We start from the raw sequence: 18,046 nt of genomic DNA on the forward strand, positions 1-18,046 counted from the left end.
GGGTGCAATACAACGATAAAGCGATGCTTCTGCCACAGGCGCCCTTTCTACTGCGGATCCGGAACGCCGTCGTCCGGATCGGGAATGGCGTTCGCCTGCGAAGGGTCGATGCCAGGAATGTCGGCCACGGTCTGCCACTTGCCGAAGCGCGTGTCCTGCGCCATGTTCCAGGCGCGCGTGGCCAGGTCGACCTCGCCGCGTGCGAGCTGCTGCGCAATCTCCTCGACCGCGAACGGCCCGCGCTGGGCGCCCGCCACGAACAGCTTGTAGCGCGGCCCGGCCGCCATGGCCTGCATCGGTACCGGCGCCGCAGCGTGCGTACGCCGCTCGGCCGCCTGCACCGCGCGCGCATCGCTGGCCAGGAACTCGGCCTTGATCACGCGCTTGTCCACGGGACGCTCAACTTCCCAGTTATAGGCGTCGGATGCCGAATCCGGTACCGCCTCGGTCCACTCAGGCAGCGTGGCCAGCGCGGCGTCGATGGCGGCGCTGGTCAGCGATGGATCGGCGGTTGCGGCACGCTGGAACCAGGCGTCATACAGGCGCTTCGCCGTGATGTTCGGCAGCGAAGGCGACGGCAGCTGGGCTCCGGTCTCGTCGACCTCCAGGCGCGGCTCGTACACACGCAGCTGGTAATGGCGCATCAGCGCGGCCAGCAGCACCAGCTGGTGCGGCCCCACCGCCGCCAGGCGCTTGCGCACGGCGGCGATCACCTGCTCGCGGTAATACGGCGGCAGCCCGTTCGAGCGGATCGCGAACTCGTTCCCGATCTGCAGCCACTCGCCGGACCCCGGCTCGACCTCGAACAGATACTGGCCGCGCGGCTGGAAGCTGGCCTCGCGGTCGCCCAGATCGGCTTTTCTCCGGATGACGCCGAGCGCAATCGCCTGCAGGAACCATTCGTAGTCGTCGGCCAGGCGGTTCAGCTCATCCATCGACGGCGAAATCGGATGGCGGAAGCGCGTCGAATCGAAATGCAAATGGGTCGGGATCTTCGGGTTCTCGATCTGGTACGAAGCGCGCCAGGTCGGCACGCCGCGCAGCACCGTCATCGGAATGCCGGACAGTTCGATGTAGCAAACCGCCCGCCCGGCCACACCCGTGTTCACGATCGACACCAGGTCGCCGTGGAAGAAACCGGTCGGCACGGCAGCGCGGATTTCAGCCTCCATGCGGCGCCAGGCGCCCACATCGCCCACTCCAATAAAACATTTAAATTGGTCCGAATTCGGAGTGAATTCGGCCGAGAAGCGCGCGTTCACCCAGGGCATGGCACTGCGTATCCATTCGGCGAAGACGCGCTGGCGTTCCTGCGGCGTCATCGCATTCAAACGGTCCAGCAGCGGATCGGAAGGCTCGGCGCCGAGCTCGCTGCTGGAGAGCTGCGTCTGCGCGCGGCGGAACAGCTTCAGCAGCAAATCGGACCGCATGCGCTCGTCGCCCAGCTGCGGGAACAGCCTGCCCGAGCCGCCGAATTCAAGCAGCACTTCCTCGCTCCACGTGCTGACATCGCTCGTGAGACGCACCGGCGCCGGCTGCACATCGCCGGCCAGCTTGATGTAGGTGGCGTGCTCGTGGCGCGCATCGCTGCGCAGCTGGGCAATGCGGTTGTCGACCGCGTACAAAATCTCCTGCACGTGGCGCCGTCCTTCCTGGAACTCGCCGGCGATGCCGCTCCACTGCGCATTGCCCTGCTCGTCGGTCGATTGCGGGTCGCCCAGCCAGGCCGACATGTTGCGCATGACTTCGATCGACTGCCCGGCCGATACTGCCAGCAAGTGGAAGCGCAAATAATCGGCGATGTCGCGCTTCAGGTGGGCCATGACTTCGCGCGCCTGCGCATCCTTGCCGAACAGGCGGCCGGCGGCCTGGCCCAGGTTGTTCAGCGATTCCTCGACCTGGCGCGTGCGCAGCGCGTCGCGGATGTCGCGGTAGCGGCGGCCATTCTTTTCCGCGCTGATCAGATCGCGCTGCAGCAGGCGCGCCTTGACCTGCTCCAGCAGCGACAGCACGAATTCCAGGCCGCCCTGCTTGCGGTCGTCGAGCAGCGCATACAGGCGCTCGCGCACGCGCGTCTTCAGGCGCCCGGTCAACTCTCCCGTGTGGCGCTTGATACGGTCTTCGCTGGTCTCGGCGGTGGCGCCGGCTTCGCGGATGGCGTCGCGTTCCAGCTGCGGCAGCAGCTCGGCCACCTTTTCGCGCCACAGCTTGATGTCGTAGCCGGCCATGATGCGGTCGATCTCGAGCTGCACCTTGCTCTCCACGCGTTCCAGCAGCGAGCGCCCATCCTTGTCCATCAACAGCTGTTCTGTGAGCGCGTATTCCTGGAAGGGCGTGACGTCCACCGTTCCCTTTTTAAAATCAGGGAATTCGCTGAAGGGACGTTCGCGCATCTCCATCTGCTCGCGCATGAAGCTGTCGCGCTCCGCATCGCCGGCGCGCCGCGCCAAGACGCCGTCGCGCCCCACCAGGCCAAAGAACTCCTTCACCATCAGCGCCGCCAGCTCATAGGCGCGGATGTCTTCGCGCAGGCTTTGCTGGGTGTCGAGCACCGCCTGGCCAAAGGCCGAATACACTTTTGAATACGACAGGCGCATGTCGCCGAAGCGCGCTTCGGGCACGCGCGGGTTGTAGGGGCCGAGCTTGTGCTGCTGCTGGTTCACCGCCACCGAGCGCTTGCGATTGGCGAAATCGGCCGAGGCGAAATCCTCGAACAGGGTGTCGGCCACCATCTGGTAGACGTCCTTCACGTCCTGGGTCGCCTTGTTGGCGAGATTCGCGGTGTCGACGAAGTACACGTCGTCGAAGGGCGCGCCCTTGCCCTGGATGCTGTCCGGGTCCATCCACGACACGCGCGCGTTCATGTCGCGCATGGTGGTTTCCAGCTCCATCATGGTGGCGTACGCGTTCGCCTCGGTGCGCTCCTTGTTCGCCTTTGCAAAACCCGAGGGCATGAACATCACCAGGTCGACCTGGCTGTCGGACACTTCCTGGCGTGCGATGGCTTTCGCCATCCAGCCCAGGTCGATGGCGCTGCCGGCGCCGGTGCCGCCGGCGTTCGAGCCGATGACGACGATGCGGAATTTCGAGGTGTCGACCTGCAGGCCGAGGCGCTGGTAGTTTTCCTTGCGCTCGATGCCGGCATTACTGCTCAAGAAGTTCAGCGCGCCCTTGATGCGGCCGCGCAGCTTGGGATACTTGTCGAACAGGTAGAGGCGCGCCACCGAGCGGATCTGCCCTGCCCCTTTCGACGGGTCGATGCCGAGCGTGCGCAGTTTTTTCGGACGCAGCGGCATCCAGCTTTCGATCAGCGGAAAGCGCGCCAGGCTGTCGTCGGACTCGTGGTACTGCGGCAAATCGAGCGGCTCGACCAGCCGTTCTTCGTCGCTCAGGCGCACCAGTTCGTACCAGGGGTCGGTGCGCTGCGACTTGCCCTCGTCGATGATGGCGTTGTTGTCGAGGTCGAAGTGCAGGAAGCGCGCGACCGGGAAGTCGGCAATCGACTCCACGCGGGTCGGATGCTGCTTGTTCCAGACCGCGGACAGGATGCGGCGGCGGATGCGCATCATGACTTCCATGCCGGTGCCGCCGGCGCCGATGAAGAGGGTCGGGCGCAGGTCGACCTTGAGTTCGGCCCGCGGTTCGAACTTCCTGTTCATGCTTGCTGGGGTGGGGATCTCTGCCATGTGTGTGTCCGTTTCAGCGGCGGCCGATGAAGAGAGCGGCGACCAGCGCCACCGCGCCCACCACCACCAGCGGCGCGGTCACGCCCCAGGTGAGATAACGGCTGGCGTTGATGATGGCCAGCACGGCGGCGGCCGACAGGAAAGCCAGGCCAACGAACAGCAGCCAGCCGGCGCTGCCCGCCGTCGACGGCGCCACGCGGCGCACGACCATATGGTGCACGTAGGCGTTGCGGACAAAGAAGTACACGACCAGCAGTACCACGAACACGGCTGCGCCAATCGACAAGTCGCGTGTGGAGGTGTCGGTGACGGCGGGCGGCAACGGGCCGGGCACGACCTCCACCGGGCCGCCGGCGGTTTCCGGCGTCGTCTGGGGCAGCGCCGGGTCGGGTGCGTTCTTCTCTTCGGGCAGCTTGAAGCCGGGATCGGCCTGGCCGCCGGAGGGAGTTGGGGTCGTTTGCATGGTGGGTTCCTTTTTCTGGGCTCAGGTTCAGCGTCCCAGCCGCACCTGCGCACCTTCGCGCAGGTCCGTCAGCTGGTGGCCGAACAGGGTTGTCTTCAGGCGCGCAACTTCATTGCCCGCCTTGTCGTAAATCGCTTGGTCGGCGCCGGCGCGCGCATGCATGGTGCGCAGTTCGTCCTCGACGGTCACGTAGGCGCGCTGCGGCCGCATCCAGGCGTAAGCTGCGGCGCCGGCTGCCGCCAGCAGGGCCAGCACGCCGCCGCCCACGGCCAGCAGCGGCGCCATCCCGTAGTGCACGCGCACCTCGATCGGCAGCACGGCGGTGGACGCCTGCACCTGGGCCGGCGGCGTGAAGATGTCGGGCAGCGGGTCGCCCGGAAACAGCGCCGCCATGCGCTCGCGGAAGGCGCCGGACAGGTTCAGCTTCTGGTCCGCCAGGTGCACTTCGATGGTCCCGGGCAGGACGTAGGCCGAGCCGGCGGAGCGGATGGCTTCCATCGACCACTGGCTGGGCAGCCGGGCCACCGGCAGCTGCAGGGTCGAGGCCAGCGGCTGCGGCTTGCCGGGAACCAGGGCGTTCACGCGTGCGCTGCCCAGCATGACCGGCTTGTCCTCGCCGCCCAGCTTCGAGCGCGCACTCAGGGTGGCGCTGGCGATGGTATAGGGGTACATCGTGTTCTCGATGTTCCAACTGATCTTTGCGGAGGGCGATACCGCGCCCGAGGCGACGTCGGCGCGCAGCACGCCGCCCTGCCCCATCGAGAAGCTGACGCCCGGCGCATCTTCCACCTTGCGCGGCACCAGGCGCACGGTGTTGCGGTCCAGCGGTTTCAGGCGCGCGGGCGGCTCGGTGATGATCTTCGCGATGCTGCCAGTGGCCAGCAGCCGTTCCAATGCCTGCGCACCTTGCGGGCCAATCGCAAAGGCGTACACCATCAAGCCATTCGCGCGGTAATGCTCGCCCTGCACCTGCATGCGCAAGGGGAAGGCCAGCGCGGTGCGGATCGCGCCGCCACGGTGGATGAGTTCATAGAACTCGCGGTTGCGCTGGGCCGTGGCCTGGTCGTTGTTCGGGCTGTTGCGGTTGTTCGTGACCAGCCAGACGATGCCGTCCTTGCCGCCCAAAGCTTGCGTCATGGCGGCGCTCACGGCTTCGCCGAGGTCGGTATCGGCCAGGGCGCCGCCGGGTTTGCGGGCAGTATCCAGGCCGGCCAGCGCCTTTGTCACCTGGGCGCGCGTGCCCTCGCCTACCTTAGTGGACACCAGCGCTTTCGGCGACGGCGCACCCGGCAGCGACTGGTTGAACGCGGCCAGCACCAGCGCATCGCCGGGCTGCGCCACCGCCAGCGCCAGTTCCGTCACCAGCGGCTTGAAGCGCGATTGCGGGTCGGCGTAGAAGGGTTCCATCCAGCCCGAGTTCTGGACCAGGAAGACCTGCGGCGTGGCGGACGCCGGCAGCGCGCCGCACAGCAGCGCAAGCAGGGCGGCAATTCGCATCAGGAGGCCGCTCACGACAGCTCTTCCAGGCGCCAGCCGCGCATCGCATTCCAGTCGGGATGGTGCAGCCACAGCGCGCCGTCGTACACGAAAGGCACGCATTCGAGCGGACGCGTGAGGCGCGCCACTTCGTCGAGAATCACGTTGCGCTTGCCGATCCATTCGACCGTGGTGCGGGCGATGGTGCGCGCCGCCGTCCCTGCACCCAGCGCTTCCTCGGCGCGGCCGGTGTACTTGTGGAAGCGCAGCACCAGGCCGCTCGGCTGGCTGCGGTTGTTATTAAAGCTGCGCAGCAGCGGCAGGACCAGGGTGTCATCCTCGTGTACGTCTTCCACGTGCTCGGCCGACCAGGGTTCGTCCAGCACCGCGTGGCCGCGGCGGAACAGCAGGTTGGCGAAGCCGAGGCGCGCGCCGTCGATGGCTTCGAGCTGCGGCTGCCCGGTATCCAGTTCGAGGAAGGAGTATGCCTGGCCGTCGTGCCCGATCTGCCACAGGCGGCCGTCGCGGCTTTGCGTGGGGCCGCCGAATTCCAGCTTCGGCGACCAGCCGCCGGGCCAGGGCATCCAGCGCGGCGCCTCGCCCGGCCGCCATGTCAGTTGCCCGCCCTCGTGCAGCCAGAACAGGCGGTTGTCGTAGCCGATCGGACGCATCCAGCCACTCGTTGGCGCGTCGTCGCAGGAAAGGATTTCGCCGTTGGCGACGTCGCTGCCCGTGGCCAGCAATTGCAGCGCGCCGTCCGCGACGAACAGGCAGCCGACCTGCCGGCGCATCGCGCCCGGCGCGGCGGCCAGCGCGCCGGCGAACAGGGGTTCGAGGCGGTAGCTTTCGTTGACCGGGTTGATCCACAGGCGCGCGAGACCGGCGTCCGTCGGCACCACGCCGACTTCGCCGCGCGCCGGGTTCAGGGCCGGCAGCCAGCCGTACTGGCCGGCGCTGAAACGCAGCTCGCTGGCCGTATTCTCGGCCGCCATCACGTGCCACAACTGCGCCAATGGGTCCCAGTACTGCAGCACGCCGCGCGCCGGCGCGATTGCCAGCAGGCGCTGTTCGGGGAAGCCCCAGGTTCCAGCGACGAAGACGCAATGGGCGTTCGGCGGCACCGGCATCGACAACTCGGCGCGGCCGATGGCAGGTGCGGCCGGGCGTTCTTCCAGGCTGTCGCCCAGCGCCAGCGAGGTCACCGGCAAGCCATGCGGCACGTGGCGCGGCAAGGCCTGGTCGCCGGATGCGCCCCACCAGTCGGGCTGAGGGAGGACGCGGCCCGCCAGCTTGTGCAGCGCCTGGCCGCAGGTCGGGCAGAAAGCGAAACCTTCCGGATAGATTGGCGCGCAGGCGCAGGATGCCGGCAGCGAGGCGCCAAGCAGATGGGCGAGATCGGGCAGCCGGCCGCGCGCATGCGCCTGCCAGTCGACGCGACCCAGGCCCTCGGTGGCCTCGAGCGCGAACTGTCCGCTCTTCTCGTCCTCCAGCCAGATGCTGGACGGCGTTTCCCATCTGTATGTCATTGCGCTCCGCCGTCGAATGAATATGTATGTGATTCGGTGTTGATTTCTGTCTAAATCATAACGCTGCCATAGCCGCGGCGGCGCGCCATTCGGCCGGTAGCGCGAGGCGGCACTCCAAGGATCAACATATGCGCTGTTGGTGGGAACTTTGGCGTGGACCGTATAATGAAAAGTCCGAAATACCCTCACGCCGCACGCCATGACTTCCCTGCCCGCTCCTGCCGATATCGATACGCCCGACCTGCCCGCACACGCCATCGATGCCGCCGCCACGCACCTGCGCGACATCCTCGGCTTCGCCATCGAGCACGGCCCGGCGCAGCGCGCGCTGGTGGTCTACGACGAACGCACTCCCCTGTCGCGCGCCCTGGTTGCGGCCTACCGGCGCAACCTGCCGGACGCCGACTTCATCGACTTCGACAGCACGCTGCCGGACGATGTACTCGCCCGCTTCCGCGCGCTGGCGGCGAAGGACTTGGTGGTGCTGGTGCAGTCGACCAATTTCAGGCTGGAGGCCTTCCGTATCCGCGTCGAGCTGTTCAAGCTGGGCCTGAAGGTGATCGAGCACGTGCACCTGTCGCGCATGCCGGGGCCGCAGTCCGAGCACTACATCGAAGCGCTGGCCTACGAGCCGGATTACTTTCGCGGCGTGGGCCGTGGCCTGAAGGCGAAGATCGACAAGGCGCCGCTGGGCCGCGTGGTTGGCGGCGGCGAGGAGCTGGTGTTTGCGTCCCCGTTCGAGCCGGCCAAATTGAACATCGGCGACTACAGCGAGATGCATAACGTCGGCGGCCAGTTCCCGATCGGCGAAGTCTTCACCGAGGCGCTCGACCTGGAAGCGGTGAACGGCCGCGCGCAGATCCACGTGTTCGGCGATACCAACTACCGCTCGAACCGCCCCGACACGCCGGTGACCATCATCGTGGAAAAGGGCCGCGTGGTCGGCACCGAGAACGCGACCCCGGCCTTCCAGCAGGTGCTCGACAACATCCGCATGGAGGAAGGCGAAGTCTGGGTGCGCGAACTCGGCTTCGGCATGAACCGCGCCTTTACGCGCGAGCGCCGCGTGGACGACATCGGCACCTACGAGCGCATGTGCGGCATCCACCTGTCGCTGGGCGCCAAGCACGGCGTGTATCCGAAGCCGGGCTTCAAGCGCAAGGATGCGCGCTACCACATCGACGTGTTCGTGGTCACCGATGCGGTGTATTTGGGAGACGATCGGGTATATGCCGATGGCGCCTGGACCGTCGCCACGCAGTCCGACAGTGATAAAATCCCCGGCTGATACCTTGACCCTCCGGGGAAGCGCATGGCAATAGACCTCCTGAAGCGAGTGGACGAAATCCAGGCCATCGGCGCCGTGCCGAAGATCCTGGAAACCGTGGCCGCCATGACCGGCCTGGGCTTCGTCTGCATCGCCCACGTCACCGACGACGCCTGGGTCACCTGCGCAGTGCTCGACAGGCTGGCGTTCGGCCTGAAACCGGGCGACGAGCTCGATGTCACGACCACGCTGTGCGAGGAAGTGCGCGACACCGCCCGTTCGGTGATCATCGACCACGTGGCCGAGAGCACGCAGTACGCCGGCCACCACACGCCGCGCATCTACGGCTTCCAGAGCTATTTTTCGATTCCCGTGTTCCGCGCCGACGGCCGCTACTTCGGCACCCTGTGCGGCCTCGACCCGAAACCGATCAAGCTGTCGGACCCGGTCACCGTCTCGACCCTGCACCTGTTCGCCGAACTGATCTCGAAGCAGCTCGACGCCGAGAACCGCCAGCAAGCGGCCCGCTCGGACCTCTCGTCCGAACGCGAAACCGCCGAGCTGCGCGAGCAGTTCATCGCGGTGCTGGGCCACGACCTGCGCACCCCGCTCGGCTCGATCGCGCTGGGCGCCGATCTGCTGGCCCTGAAGGTGGCCGACCCGGCCCTGCTGCCGGTCGTCGAACGCATCCGCCGCAGCGCGCGGCGCATGGCCTCGCTGGTCGACGACGTCATGGACTTCACGCGCGGGCGCATGGGCAGCGGCATCCGCCTGAACCTGCGCCGCCACGACAGCGTGCACCTGACGCTGGAACAGGTGATCGACGAAATGCGCGGCCTGCACCCCGAGCGCGTGATCGCCGCCTCCATCCCCGACCTGCTGTGCCTGGATTGCGACCCCGAGCGCCTGGCCCAGCTGCTGTCGAACCTGCTCGCGAACGCACTGGTCCATGGGAATGCCGGCACGCCGGTGCATATCGACGCGCGCCAGCAAGATGGCAAGTTCGTGCTGTCGGTGTCGAACGAAGGCCAGGACCTGGCGCCGGAAATCATCGGCCAGCTGTTCAAGCCCTACTGGCGCGCCGCCTCGCGTTCGGGCAGCGAAGGACTCGGCCTGGGCCTGTACATCGTCGACCAGATCGCGCGTGCGCACGGCGGCAAGATCGACGTGACCTCCAGCGCCGGCCGCACCGCCTTCACGTTCACGCTCGATAACGTGCGGCCAGTGTCGACTTGAATACGCGCCTGCGCCCAACCAACCCTGTAACTACCATGCTGACACCCGAACAGCGCGCCGGCTTCGAGCGCGACGGCTTCATCGTCCTTCCCAACTTCAAATCGCAGGGCGAGATCGCCGCCCTGCGCCGCCGCGCCGAGGAAATCGTCGACGCCTTCGACCCGACCGAATCGCGCGCCATCTTCACCACGCGCGACCAGGAACGCGCCAGCGACGACTGGTTCCTAGGCTCGGACAATACGGTGCGCTGCTTCTTCGAAGAGGAAGCCTTTGGTTCGGACGGCCAGCTGCGCCAGGCCAAGGCACTGTCGATCAACAAGATCGGCCATGCCATGCACGACCTCGACCCGGTGTTCGAGCGCTTTACGCACGACCCGAAACTGGCGGCCGTGGCGCGCGACCTGGGCCTGGCAAAGCCGCAGGTTTACCAGTCCATGTACATTTTCAAGCAACCGGGCATCGGCGGCGAAGTGCGCTGGCACCAGGACGCGACCTTCTTCGACTCCACCCCGATCAGCGTCACCACCTTCTGGTTCGCGCTGGAAGACGCGACCGTCGACAACGGCTGCCTGTGGGCCGAACCCGGCGGCCACCGCGGCCCGCTGCGCGAGCGCTTCCTGCGCGACGGCGACCGCATCCACATGGAAAAGCTGGACAGCACGCCATGGCCGGACGACAGCACGGCCGTGCCGCTGGAGGCCAAGGCCGGCACCCTGGTCTGCTTCCACGGCCTGCTGCCGCACTACAGCGCGCCGAACCGCTCGCCCGTGTCGCGCCATGCGTTCACGCTGCATGCGACCGATGCAAATACCGAATACTCATCGCGCAACTGGATCCAGCGCGATGCCGGTTTTCCGGTGCGTGGGTTCGATTAGCCTGGAACGCCAAGAACCGTAGGGTGGGCACTTGTGCCCACGCGGTACGGGCGTCTCTGACATACGGCAGCCCCGCCGCTTGTACGATCGGTCAGAGATTTCGATAAAGGCATGTGCCTGTAACGCGTGGGCACGAGTGCCCACCCTACGAACTCCAGCGTTTGCGGCTCCGGCAATGCAGCGCAGCGCGACCTGCCAAAACCCTAGCCCTCCTGCGGCTCCGGCCCCCGCGTCTTGCCCGGCGGCGGCGACAGCTTCACCGCCCGCCCGCTCTTCGCCGACGCATAGATCGCCTCGATGATCCGCTGGTCCTGCAGCCCTTCCTCACCCGGCGTATGCGGCTGCTTGTCCTGCCGCACGCACTGGGCGAAGTGGTCCAGCTCCTTGGCGAACTGGTTCTCTTCCTCGACCTGGATTTCCGACGTCTGTTCCTGGCCCCCCTCCTTGCCGCCTTCCACGCGCGAGATGCGCAGCTTGTTGCCGTTGTAGGCATAGGCCGGATTCATCTCCGCAAACGCAGTCGAGCCGTTCAGGCGGAACATCTGCGACTTGTGCGAGGCGTAGCCGGTGCTGCAGCTGGCCACGAAGCCGCTCGGGAAGCGCAGCACGAACTGGCAGGATTCCTCGACTTCCTTGAAGCGCGCATCGCCCGGCGTCGACCAGGTATGGCCGATCACTTCCACCGGCTCCTCGCCGCTCAGGAAGCGCGCCTCGTTGATGCAGTACAGGCCCACGTCGGGGAGCGCGCCGCCGCCGGCCAGGGCGCGCTTCAGGCGCCAGTGCTGGGGGTCGCCCATGTTCTGCGAATTGCACGACACGAACTCGCGCAGCTCGCCCAGCTTCTTCTCGCGGATCATCTTCACCAGCGTGCGCTCGACCGGCGCGTACTGGCGGCGGTAGGCGATCATCAGCCTGCGCTTGGCCTGTTTGCAGGCGTCGATCATGCTCTGGCATTCGGCCACGGTATTGGCCATCGGTTTTTCGCACAGCACGTGCTTGCCGGCGCGCGCGGCGCGGATCGTGTACTCGGCGTGCATGTTGTTCGGCAGCGCGATGTAGACGCCCTGCACTTCCGGCATTGTCGCGAGTTTGTCATACTCGCGGTAGTCGAGCACCGCGCTTTCCGGGATGTTGTACTGGCGCGCGATCTTGAGCGCCTTGGCGCGGTCGCCGCTCACCAATGCCACCGGTTTCGTATGCTTGCTCTGCGCGAAAGCCGGCAGCACCTCGTTCACCGAAATGCGCCCCACGCCGACAATCGCAATGCCGACCCGCTCGTTCATCGGGTCGCCCGGCGGCTCGGTCTTTTCTGGCTTTTCGCTTTTTGCTTCGATCGGCGGGAAGGTGACACGGTCCTTTTCGGCCGCGGCGGCCCCCATGGCGGGGGCGGACAGGGCGGCGATCGTGCCCACGTAGCGCAGGAAGTCCCGGCGCGGCGCTTGGTCGTGCTTCATTCGGTGGATCCTTTCGGCAAGGTCGAGCTGGCTGGAAGTGGATGCCATGCTCGCACAGCCGTTTATATGCCAGCGCTACATTGCCTGTACGCTAGATTCCAGCAATCGCGCTGGTAATCCGTCGCCCCTGCTTGCCATTCGTCGCAAGCGGGGTGACCGGCGCCCGGCCCGGGACGAGGATGAGGTTTTCCATCTCCGCCAAGGACAACGCCATGACGCACTCCACCGCCCGCCTGCCCCTCATTGCCGCGTTCTGCGCCCTCGCCTTCCTGGCGCCGGCGCCAGATGCCGCCGTCGAACTCGCGCGTGTCGACACCGTCGAGGGCCACAAGCTGGAAACGCTCACCATCCGCAACCCGTCTGCCAAGGCAACCGTGGTCTTCGAAAACGGTTCGCGCGCCACCCTCGCCGGCTGGGACAAGGTGCTCGATGGCGTCAAGGGCAGCGCCACCGTGTTCGCCTACAACCGCCCCGGCTACGCCAACAGCGAGGCGACCAGCGCCCCGCGCGACGGCGCCACCATCGTCGAGCAGCTGCGCGCCACCCTGAAGCGCAAGGGCTTGCAGCCGCCCTACGTGCTGGTCGGCCATTCGCTGGGCGGCCTGTACATGCAGCTGTTCGCGCGCCGTTATCCGGACGAGGTGCAGGGTCTGGTGCTGGTCGATGCGCTGTATCCGCGCGTGGTGAAGAAGCCGCAGGAGTTCCCGTTATATTCACGCGCCGGCAAATGGCTGTTCTTCTCGCGCACCGTGGCCGACGAGATCGACCATATCTGGGAAACCGGCGAGATGGTGGCCGCGCTGCCGCGCATCGACGACAAGCCGATCATCCGCCTGGTCAACAAGCCGGTGTCGTCGACCGCGATTGCCGTCGATTTCGGCGCCTTCAACTTCGACGACGACACCCGCGCCTTTGTGAAGGCCCTGTATCCGAAGGCGAAGACGGTGGTGGCCGACGCCTCGCACCAGATGCAGGTAACGCACCCGGAAATCGTCGCTGCCGCCATCCGCGAAATCGTGGCGGCGCACTGACCCCGGCTTTTATTTCGAGATGCGCAGGATCGCCGAGGCCAGGCGCGAGAAGCAGGGCGTCAGGTCGGCGCCGGTGGCGGCGTAGCAGTACATGCCGACCGGCTTGTCCGGGTCGTAGCAACGCGCGGGGGCGTCGGCCACGTTGGCCATGCACTTGAGGACGTTCTCGCCGACTTCCTTGTCGAAGCCGGTCTTGCTCTTGAGCTGCCCCATGCCGAGCGTGAACACATAGATGCCTTCGTCGCGCGCCCTGGCTGCCACGGCTTCGGGCAGGTTGCGCGCGGCGCGGGTGATGTTTCTCCACGCCTCCGTGTCGCTGGCCAGGCTGGCAGTCACCTCGCGCGGCCCGGCCGTCACGATCGGAAATTCCTTCTTGTTGTCGTGCGCATCGTACCAGTCGGGCAAACCCTTGACCGTGGTCTTGATCTTGTTGTTGCTCACGGCATTGCAACCACCGCCAATCGACGTGTTTTCCCTGTCGAGCGCGTACAGGCCGCTGGGCGCCGCATCGTTGTGGGCAAGCACGCCGGGGCGGGGACAATCAGCAGGGTTGTTGAACTTCAGGGCGGAACCAAACGCCGTCGGTGCACCATCCGAGAAGAACACGATCACGCGCAGGCTGGAGCGCGCAAGCAGCGGAATCTTGTTCAGCTCATTGCGTGCATGCCACATGCCCTCGACCGATGCCGTGTTGCCGTTGAACTGGAAGCCGTCGATATTGGCCAGCATGGCGCTGCGGTCGAAGCCGCGTCCCTCGGCATCGATCGGGTTGTCGACTTCGGCGCCGGAGGCGAAATGGATCAGCCCCACCCGGTCCTGGGTCACGTTGAACTTGTTCAGGAAGCTTTTCGCCGACGCCCGCACGGCGGCGGCCGAACCCGACAAGGAGCCCGAGGTATCGACCACGAACGCCATGTCCAGGTCCTTGCGGATGGTCTGTGCATACGCCACCGGGTTGAGCGCCGTGAAGCCCATCAGCTGCATCACCGACACCGGCATCGGCGCTTCGGCATGCACGTCGACGGTCACCTGGCCCTTGTCGAAGGAAACGTCGGTGGAGAGCAGCGCCGGCCGCGACATCAGGTAATTTTCCGGAATGTTCGCGGCGAAGAAAGTGGCAGCGGCGGTCTTGGCGCTGGCAGTCTGCTCGGTCTGGTTCTTGCCGGCCGGGACAGCACGCGCACCGGCCAGGGCGGCGGCATCGACGGCGGCGTTCAGGCGCGCCTTGACCAGGTAGGCCAGGCCGCCGTCGACCACCAGCCCGACAAGGGCCAGCAGGACCAGCATCGCCAGGACGACCATGATGAGAACGGCGCCGCGCTGGCGCTGGTAGGGTGGATGCATGTCAGAAAATCGTCATCGAATACAGGTCGGGCCCGATGGTGGGCAGGCTCAGGGAGTCCATTGCGAACGAGGTCATGAACATATCGAAGCGATAAAAAGTTTCGACCACGTAGACCACTTCGCCGTCGCCCAGCTTGCCGTCCATGATGGTCGAGGCGGGACGGTTCTTGCTGTTGATGCCGCTGCACACCCCGGCGTTCCAGGCCGGGCAGGCGTAGATCCGGCTGGCCGGGGCGTAGCCGCTGGCGCGGTAGCCGAGGTTGCGCGCGGCGTCGTCCCAGCGGTACTGGTCGACCACCACGCTGCGCGACGTGCCGCCGCCGGCCACGCCCATGATGCGCGTGATGTACACCATGCCCTGCTGCTTCACGTTCAGCGGCGGTGCGCTGGCCATGAGTGCATAGATGATGTCCTGGCTTCCGGTCTCGAGCTGGGTGCCGCCGCGCGCCACCAGGTTCGCGCCTTCGCGCCCGATGTTGACGACGATGATGTTGGCCTGCAGCGCGCGGGCGGCGTCGATCATGCCGAACAGCAGCAGCAGCAGCAGCGGCAGCACCAGGGCGAATTCGACGGCGGCCACGCCGCGCTGGCGCAGCAAAGGAAAACGGCGCGTCATGGGAAGTACTCGTTGCGCATGGTGGCGGCCACCGCGAAATGGTATTTGCCACCGCTGAAAAAGCTCGACAGCAACGGCGTGGTCACGACCCAGTTGCAATCGAGCTGCAGCACGATGATGCTGCCCGGTGCGCCGAACATGCCGCTGGTATAGGCGGTGCTGGCATACGACTTGCCGTTCACCGAGATGACCGGCGCCAGCTTGTCGTAGAAGCCCAGCGAGTTATCCTTGATGCTGGCGATGACGGCGGCGTAGCGCTGCTGGCTGCCGGTGTTCGGATCGAGGTTGCGCTGGCCGGTAATCGCATAGCGCGCGCCCTCGCGCACGGCATACTGCATCGTCAGGGTGGCGAAGAACATCATGCTGAATTCAACCAGGGCCAGCAGGATCAGCAAGAACACGGGCGCCACGATCGCCATTTCGACGACTGTGGCGCCAGATTGACGGCGGGGCACCGATAATTTCATTTTTGGCACGGCTTTAGTAGGCTTTTGATTGGGCATGCGCTAAGCTTCTGGATTCTACAGGGCAAGAATTGCTTGCCGTACATTTCTTCTTGCGATTTTTCGCCGCTGTCGGTACAGAACAACATGGGTTGGTTTCAAAGCATTGTTTCTTTCGGCGACCGGGTACCAGATCGTTCCGCGCAACATGCCGCCGCGTCGCCGCAACGTCCGGTCTCGCCCGACGCCGAAGCCTGGATGGTATTCGGCATGCGCCTGCTGCTGGCGCTGTCGGCGCTGCTGACCCTGCACATCGGGGCCGACAGCGTCATCCTGGCCGGCCGCTGGTCGTGGCTGATCTTCGTGGCGTATGTCCTGCACAGCCTGATTTTGCTGGTGGTGGCGCGCTCGCGCGCCGGCTTCTGGCATGGGCCGGTGATCTACTGGGTCGATATCGGCTGGTACGGGATGATGGTGTACGCCAGCGGCGGCGCGCCCAGTCCCTTCTTTTCGTTCTTCTTCTTTGCCATCCTGGCGGCGTCGTTCCGCCACGGCTTCGACGCCGGCGCGCGCCTGACCCTGGGCGCGGTCGCCCTGGTGCTGGCAGCGGTACTAGCCACGCAGGGCCTGCGCACGCTGCACCTGCTGCTGCTGCGCACCACCTTCCTGCTGGCGCTCGGCTACATGATCGCGTTCTGGGGCGGGCTGTCGGTCGACCAGCGGCGGCGCCTGGCGCTGCTGCGCGACGTCAGCCGCCTGTCGAACCCGCGCTTCGGGGTCCAGCACACGCTCGATTCGCTGATGGCGAAGATCCTGCGTTTCTACGGCGGCAGCACCTGCGTACTGCTGATGCAGGACCCGAAAGGGGGCTGGACGCTGCATACCGTGCACCACCCGCGCAGCGGCCGCGCCCTCAGCCGCATGCACACCGACGAGGCCGCGTTGCAGCCGCTGCTGGCGCTGGGCGACGGCGCCACCATCCTGTACCGCGGCAGCGGCCGCCGCTGGCTGCCGGGCGCTGCCTGCGCCGAGCAGCTCGGGCCGGAACTGGCGTGGGAGGCCATCGATCCGGCAGGCTGCAGCCAGGTGGCGGACCTGCTCGATACCGACGCCTTCGTCAGCGCCACCCTGCCGCTGCGCAAAGGCAGCGGGCGCATCTTCGTCACCTCGGCGCCGGGGCTGCGGCGCGGCGACGCGACCTTCCTGAACCACATCGCGCAGCAGGCCTTCCCCGTTATCGAGACCATCGACCTGCTCGACCGGCTGGCCTCGGAGGCCGCCTTCCGCGAGCGCCAGACGATCGCGCGCGACCTGCACGACAGCACCATCCAGCCTTACATCGGCCTGCGCCATGCGGTGGCGGCGATCCGCCAGCAGGCCGGCGACGGCAGCAGCGTCGCGCCCGACCTGGAACGCCTGATGGAGATGTGCAGCGGCGTCATCGGCGACATGCGCGAATTCGCCCAGCGCTTTCGCAACGGCCGCCAGGAAGAGCCGGAACTGCAAATTGCGCTGCGGCGCCAGTTGAACCAGGTGCGCGCCTTCTACGACGTGCATGTTACCCTCGACGCCGAGGACGCGCCCGGCATCAATGATCGCCTCGCGGCCGAAGTGTTCCAGATCGTGGCCGAAGGCGTCAACAACATCTGCAAGCACACGCGTGCGCGTAACGGCCGCGTGCGGATCGGCCACGACGACGGCCTGCTGCTGATCGACATCAGCAATCCGGCCGATGGCGCGGGCGGCGCCGGTTTCGCGCCGCGCTCGATCGCCGAGCGCGTGGCGGCCATGGGCGGCACGCTCGCCGTCGACGCCGGCGCGCAGCAGACCGTGCTGCGCGTGCGCGTCCCGATCTGAACAACGTAAACGGAGAAAGAATGGGTATCCGCATCCTGCTGGTGGATGATCACAAGACCATGCTGTGGGGCCTGGAACGCCTGGTGCAGGCCGAGGGCGCGGCGCTGGAACTGGCCGGCAGCGCCGGCGATCCGGCCCAGGCGCTGGCGCTGTGCGCCGAACTGAAGCCCGACATCGTCCTGCTCGACCTCGACCTGAAAGGCAGCAGTTCGCTCGAGATCCTGCCGAAACTGCTGGCCAACGGCGTCACGCGCGCCGTGATCCTGAGCGCGAACCGCGACCAGGCGACCCTGGCCGCGGCGGTCAAGCTGGGCGCGCGCGGCGTGGTCAGCAAGGAAGCGCCAACCGAGGATGTGCTAGCCGCCGTGCGCAAGGTGCATGGCGGCGAATTCTGGCTCGAACCCGGGCTGATGCAGGCCCTGCTCGGGCAACTCACGGCGCCGGCGCCGCGCCCCGATCCGGAAGCGGCGCGCATCGCCTCGCTGACCGCGCGCGAGCGCGGCGTCATCGGCATGATCGTGCAGGGCAAGGGCGCGCTGAACAAGGAGCTAGCCGAACGCGCCTTCATTTCCGAGCGCACCCTGCGCAACCACCTGACCGCCATCTACGCCAAGCTGGGCGTCGCCAACCGCCTCGAACTCTACGTCTACGCCACCCGCCACGGCCTGTCCTGAATCCTGTCTTTGCGCAAAACGCGGTCGCCTGGGACTTTTGTCCTGGATGGTCCTACCCGGAAGTCCTACACAAAAAGGGAGATTTGACGGATGTGCCG

The 18,046-nt window shown here is 66.5% G+C and carries 14 protein-coding genes; 6 read left to right on the forward strand and 8 right to left on the reverse strand.

Annotation, left to right across the window (positions count from 1 at the left end; genetic code table 11):
- Nucleotides 1-47 precede the first annotated feature (47 nt).
- Genes QWL29_RS00235 through QWL29_RS00250 form a run of 4 tightly spaced genes read right to left on the reverse strand, consistent with a single transcriptional unit; the run spans nucleotide 48 to nucleotide 7,151 of the window.
- The gene (locus tag QWL29_RS00235) at nucleotides 48-3,686 is read right to left on the reverse strand and encodes a tubulin-like doman-containing protein (protein WP_305820878.1); all 3,639 of its coding nucleotides are present in this window, start codon (nucleotides 3,684-3,686) and stop codon (nucleotides 48-50) included.
- A gap of 13 nt (nucleotides 3,687-3,699) precedes the next feature.
- Nucleotides 3,700-4,149: a hypothetical protein gene (locus QWL29_RS00240; RefSeq protein WP_305820879.1), complete on the reverse strand. Its 450-nt coding sequence runs from the start codon at nucleotides 4,147-4,149 to the stop codon at nucleotides 3,700-3,702.
- Between the two features lie 27 nt (nucleotides 4,150-4,176).
- A complete protein-coding gene (locus tag QWL29_RS00245) occupies nucleotides 4,177-5,661 on the reverse strand; it encodes a hypothetical protein (RefSeq protein ID WP_305820880.1) in 1,485 nt (494 codons plus the stop codon).
- Entirely contained in the window at nucleotides 5,658-7,151 is a 1,494-nt protein-coding gene (locus tag QWL29_RS00250) for a hypothetical protein (RefSeq protein WP_305820881.1), read from the reverse strand. The genes QWL29_RS00245 and QWL29_RS00250 overlap by 4 nt, the downstream gene beginning before the upstream one ends.
- A 199-nt stretch (nucleotides 7,152-7,350) precedes the next feature.
- Here QWL29_RS00250 and QWL29_RS00255 point away from each other — a divergent pair, with 199 nt between their 5' ends.
- The 3 genes from QWL29_RS00255 to QWL29_RS00265 are packed head-to-tail and all read left to right on the forward strand — an operon-like array spanning nucleotide 7,351 to nucleotide 10,529.
- A complete protein-coding gene (locus QWL29_RS00255; protein ID WP_305820882.1) occupies nucleotides 7,351-8,439 on the forward strand; it encodes a M29 family metallopeptidase in 1,089 nt (362 codons plus the stop codon).
- Nucleotides 8,440-8,463: 24 nt separating this feature from the next.
- Entirely contained in the window at nucleotides 8,464-9,654 is a 1,191-nt protein-coding gene (locus QWL29_RS00260) for a GAF domain-containing sensor histidine kinase (RefSeq protein ID WP_305820883.1), read from the forward strand.
- A gap of 35 nt (nucleotides 9,655-9,689) precedes the next feature.
- The gene (locus QWL29_RS00265) at nucleotides 9,690-10,529 is read left to right on the forward strand and encodes a phytanoyl-CoA dioxygenase family protein (protein ID WP_305820884.1); all 840 of its coding nucleotides are present in this window, start codon (nucleotides 9,690-9,692) and stop codon (nucleotides 10,527-10,529) included.
- 203 nt (nucleotides 10,530-10,732) lie between these two features.
- Here the strand turns inward: QWL29_RS00265 and QWL29_RS00270 are convergent, their stop codons facing one another.
- Nucleotides 10,733-11,983, reverse strand: coding sequence for a Gfo/Idh/MocA family protein (locus tag QWL29_RS00270; RefSeq protein ID WP_305820885.1), 1,251 nt, complete (start codon nucleotides 11,981-11,983; stop codon nucleotides 10,733-10,735).
- A 212-nt stretch (nucleotides 11,984-12,195) separates the two neighbouring features.
- Between QWL29_RS00270 and QWL29_RS00275 the strand changes: the two genes are divergently transcribed.
- Nucleotides 12,196-13,014, forward strand: a complete 819-nt coding sequence (locus QWL29_RS00275; protein WP_305820886.1) for an alpha/beta fold hydrolase — start codon at nucleotides 12,196-12,198, stop codon at nucleotides 13,012-13,014.
- Between the two features lie 9 nt (nucleotides 13,015-13,023).
- Here the strand turns inward: QWL29_RS00275 and QWL29_RS00280 are convergent, their stop codons facing one another.
- The 3 genes from QWL29_RS00280 to QWL29_RS00290 are packed head-to-tail and all read right to left on the reverse strand — an operon-like array spanning nucleotide 13,024 to nucleotide 15,429.
- Nucleotides 13,024-14,358 (reverse strand): VWA domain-containing protein, encoded by a 1,335-nt coding sequence (locus QWL29_RS00280; protein ID WP_305820887.1) that lies wholly within the window; start codon nucleotides 14,356-14,358, stop codon nucleotides 13,024-13,026.
- Between the two features lies 1 nt (nucleotide 14,359).
- Nucleotides 14,360-14,974, reverse strand: coding sequence for a TadE/TadG family type IV pilus assembly protein (locus tag QWL29_RS00285; RefSeq protein ID WP_305820888.1), 615 nt, complete (start codon nucleotides 14,972-14,974; stop codon nucleotides 14,360-14,362).
- Nucleotides 14,971-15,429 carry a TadE/TadG family type IV pilus assembly protein gene (locus tag QWL29_RS00290; protein ID WP_305820889.1) on the reverse strand — a complete coding sequence of 153 codons (459 nt, stop codon included), beginning with the start codon at nucleotides 15,427-15,429 and terminating at the stop codon, nucleotides 14,971-14,973. The genes QWL29_RS00285 and QWL29_RS00290 overlap by 4 nt, the downstream gene beginning before the upstream one ends.
- Before the next feature lie 135 nt (nucleotides 15,430-15,564).
- On the opposite strand from QWL29_RS00290, the gene QWL29_RS00295 reads away from it, so the two are divergent.
- Both QWL29_RS00295 and QWL29_RS00300 read left to right on the forward strand, forming a co-directional pair.
- The gene (locus tag QWL29_RS00295; RefSeq protein WP_305820890.1) at nucleotides 15,565-17,274 is read left to right on the forward strand and encodes a sensor histidine kinase; all 1,710 of its coding nucleotides are present in this window, start codon (nucleotides 15,565-15,567) and stop codon (nucleotides 17,272-17,274) included.
- Between the two features lie 20 nt (nucleotides 17,275-17,294).
- On the forward strand, nucleotides 17,295-17,948 hold the full coding sequence (locus tag QWL29_RS00300; RefSeq protein WP_305820891.1) for a response regulator: 654 nt from the start codon (nucleotides 17,295-17,297) through the stop codon (nucleotides 17,946-17,948).
- The last annotated feature ends 98 nt before the right edge of the window (nucleotides 17,949-18,046 follow it).

This window comes from Massilia brevitalea (assembly GCF_030711405.1).
Taxonomy (GTDB): Bacteria; Pseudomonadota; Gammaproteobacteria; order Burkholderiales; family Burkholderiaceae_D; genus Telluria; species Telluria brevitalea.